This is a genomic window from Aeromonas sp. QDB11, assembly GCF_027705265.1.
In the GTDB taxonomy this organism is placed as follows: domain Bacteria; phylum Pseudomonadota; class Gammaproteobacteria; order Enterobacterales; family Aeromonadaceae; genus Aeromonas; species Aeromonas allosaccharophila.
Map to the genome: position 1 here is coordinate 1 of NZ_JAPDBM010000131.1, position 3454 is coordinate 3454.

The 3454-nt window shown below is 55.1% G+C and carries 3 protein-coding genes and 1 pseudogene; all 4 read right to left on the bottom strand.

The window, feature by feature from the left end; genetic code table 11:
* Positions 1-731: pseudogene (locus tag OKC40_RS21995) on the bottom strand (Mu transposase domain-containing protein); the annotation flags it as partial.
* A gap of 394 nt (positions 732-1125) precedes the next feature.
* Positions 1126-2043 carry an IS5-like element ISEc35 family transposase gene (locus tag OKC40_RS22000; RefSeq protein WP_270796987.1) on the bottom strand — a complete coding sequence of 306 codons (918 nt, stop codon included), beginning with the start codon at positions 2041-2043 and terminating at the stop codon, positions 1126-1128.
* Positions 2044-2332: 289 nt separating this feature from the next.
* Positions 2333-2617 carry a type II toxin-antitoxin system RelE/ParE family toxin gene (locus OKC40_RS22010; RefSeq protein WP_139731036.1) on the bottom strand — a complete coding sequence of 95 codons (285 nt, stop codon included), beginning with the start codon at positions 2615-2617 and terminating at the stop codon, positions 2333-2335.
* Positions 2607-2846, bottom strand: a complete 240-nt coding sequence (relB, locus tag OKC40_RS22015; protein ID WP_042044878.1) for a type II toxin-antitoxin system RelB family antitoxin — start codon at positions 2844-2846, stop codon at positions 2607-2609. The genes OKC40_RS22010 and relB overlap by 11 nt, the downstream gene beginning before the upstream one ends.
* Positions 2847-3454: the final 608 nt, after the last annotated feature.

The window sequence follows — 3454 nt, forward strand, 5'->3', positions numbered from 1 at the left end:
CCGGTCAGGTGCCCCCGGAGGCAGGCCGCTTCCAGCCGCTCCTTGCCATAGGTTTTGCTCTGCCCCAGCAAGGCCAGACAAGGTCGCACCGCTTGCGCCGGGTGCGCCACATTCCGGATAAAACCATCCACCCAATGCGTGGTGTAAGGTCCGATGGACGCTGCCCAGCCGAGCAGACGCTCGGGCGACCACTCCAGCAGCGCTTGGTGATGCGCGGGCATATGGGCAGGCAGGCTGCTGTGCTGACCTTTGCGATGACTCCGCGGGTGCTCGGCCACAACCTTGCCTGCGTGGTACAGCGTGACGGTATGCTCGGCCAGATGAGCCTCCAGCCGCTTGCCTTGCAAGGCATGGGGCACGGAGTAATAGTGCTTTTCCAGATCGACGTGGTAGTCCTTACCAACCAGCACCAACATCACTTTGGTGTAGTGATAGGGATAATCCGGCAGCGGCTTGAGCGCCGGAGCATCGAGCTCAGCAAACAGTGAGGCACGGCAGCCAGGAAGCTTCTGGAAGGGTTTCTGGTTGAGCCGGGTCAGCAGTTCACCCATCCGCTGATTGAGCTGGGCCAGGCCATGGAAGGTTTCATGACGCAGTACCGCCAGGATCCAGCGGGTGACGATCTGCACGCCCACCTCCGCCTTGGACTTATCCTTCGGCTTGCGGGGCCGGGCGGGCATGATCGCCGTACCGAAATGGGCCGCCAGCATCTGGTAGGTGGGGTTGAGATCCAGCGCGGACGCTTGATACCGATCCAGCTGTCATTTCGATAACCTGTCGTATCCGATGTCATAAATAAACTACCTGTGTATGACAACATGTATCTCATACACAAGCAGATCGCCTGTTCCTCATCCCAATCGAACCCATTTTGGGTCAATTGGAACAACAAAACGCAATGTTGCGCGATGTCATACACAAGATAGTATCTGGCGTCCGTCTGTTATGACACTTTTGCTGAGTGCGACGCGGGGCTGGCCTGGCAAAGATGCGCTGTTGTATCGCGACCCATACACATGCTTGTGTATGAGCCAACGACAAAGACCGCATCAAAAATGTCGCCCAACGGGGCCTTGTTGATCAAATCCAAAGTCGGATACTCGCTCCCCAACCCGCCGGGCGGGCTTAGTTGACGGCCTGCCGAATGGGCATACCAAGCCCTATGACCTTGTTCATGACTTTTACCCCAGCCAGGATCTCACCCACCTGGGCGTTGTAGCTCCGCAGACTCAGTTTCGGACCGATGAGCTGCTTGAAGCGATACATGGCGGTCTCAGCTATCGAGCGCTGATGATAGCCAGAGTCCTTTTTCCATTGCTCCAGCTCTCCTGCCTTGAGCGCGGCAACCGCCTCGTTGCGTGGATGGCCTTTCTTCCAGAATGCCGCATTCTTTCTCGGCGGTATGGTGGCCTTGATGCCCTTCTTTTGCAGTAGGGCATAACAGGCTCTGGTGTCATAGGCACCATCGGCGCTGACTTGTTCTATCTTGCGGCGCAAGGGGTTGAGCAGCGTGGGCAACACCTCGTTATCGCCCACCGTTTCCAGGCTGACTTCGGCTGCAACGATGGCATGGGTCGCCGCATCTACGGCCAGGTGAAGCTTGCGCCAGACGCGGCGTTTCTCCTTGCCGTGCTTGCGAATTTTCCATTCGCCTTCGCCATAGACCTTGAGTCCGGTGGCATCGATGACCAGGTGAGCCACTGGGCCATGGCTCGGTAGGCGGTACTTGATTTCGACCGTCTTGGCGCGCTTGCTGATACAGCTGTAGTCCGGCGACTGTAAGGGCACATTCATCAGCTGGAACAGCGAGTTGATGAAGCCTTCCAAGGTACGCAGCGGTAGCTTGAATACCGCCTTGAGCATCAGCGCGGTTTCAATGGCGGAGTCGCTGTAATGGAAGCCTCGCCCTCGGCGGCCATGATGGGTCTGGCAATGCCACTGCTGGATGGCTTGCTCATCCATCCAGACGGTCAACGAACCACGTTGCACCAAGGCTTGGTTGTACTGTTTCCAGTTGCTGATCTTGTGCTTGGACTTGCCCATCTAGCGCTCCCGGTGGTGAATCTAAGAGATCAGATCACCAAACTGCGGGATAGTTCCCTGATTTGAGCAACAACGCCGCTCCATGCGGGAGAGGAAAATCTCTTTTCTGGTCTGACGGCGCTTAGTGCTGAATTCACTATCGGCGAAGGTGAGTTGATGGCTCATGATGTCCCTCTGGGATGCGCTCCGGATGAACATGATGATCTCATATCAGGAACTTGTTCGCACCTTCCCTTGCTATTTAGTGGCTTGATGGATGCCAGGCATGGGGCTAACGGGCAACATCCAACTACCAGTGACTAGGCAGCCGTAACCGGGTATGAAACACCCTCAAAATATGGATTTCCTCTCCCTTTACTCGGTATGGAATGAGGAACGGGTAAGGTTGCACCACAAGCTCGCGCGTACCTGGGACACGTCCCGACCTTCCCATCGAGGGCTGTTCGACCAGCAGATTAACCAAGCGATACACCTCGTGCGCAAACTCCTGGGCAACCCTGGGGTTTTCTTTTGCCAAGTAATCGTGAGCATCTTCGAGGTTCAGCGCAGCCTTACGCAGCCATTTAACCTGCATTGATACCCCACCGATTGAACTTCGCCATCATCTCTTTTTCAGATACGAAGTCACCCGCATCCGCTTCACGCAAGGCGGCTTCTACCTCCGTGATCTGCCAGGCCTCACGCGCCAAATAATCCTTAATAGCCTGGTTGGCCAACCAGGATTTAGTCCTGCCAGTGGACTGGGCTAACTGCCCCAACTGTTGCTCTACCTCGTCCGGCAAACGGACAGACATCACGCTCATACGCCCCTCTCGACACTACAATGTTTACAATATGCTACATACTACACCCTGAGCAGCAGCATGGCGACATACCCGAGATGGCAATCTGGGTAACCGCAGCACCGGCGTGAAGAGGGCTCCTGAATGTCCGGCGCAGACAGTGAAACCACTCCTGCAGCTTCCCTCGATGTCCGGCCAAGACAACAGACAACAAAAAGGGGCGCCGGATTTACCGTAACGCCCCTTATACGCATTGTAAGGCCTCCGAAACAGCCCATTTCACAGCATCATCGGTTCTTATACTCTCCCGATGATCAGGATGGCGTATAACGCCATGCACTTAGTATCGATCCGCATTAAATCATTTCTTTGTTTAGTGATGCACGTAAGAAGCAGGCATACAGACAACCTGTTTTCAAATCTAACGTGGCTAAACCTTAGCCAACCTTCATTTTTCCCCGAGGAAATTTCCATGACTGCTGACTACACCCATCAAGACTCTAATCTAATGTTTTTCTTCCCAGAGGCGCATGAGGTCAACCGTTTCAAAATGGGGGGGTAAGCCCAAACCGCCGAAAATTCCGTCAACCCAATTCCAGCCCCGCCACGATCGCATCCAGATCGATAAT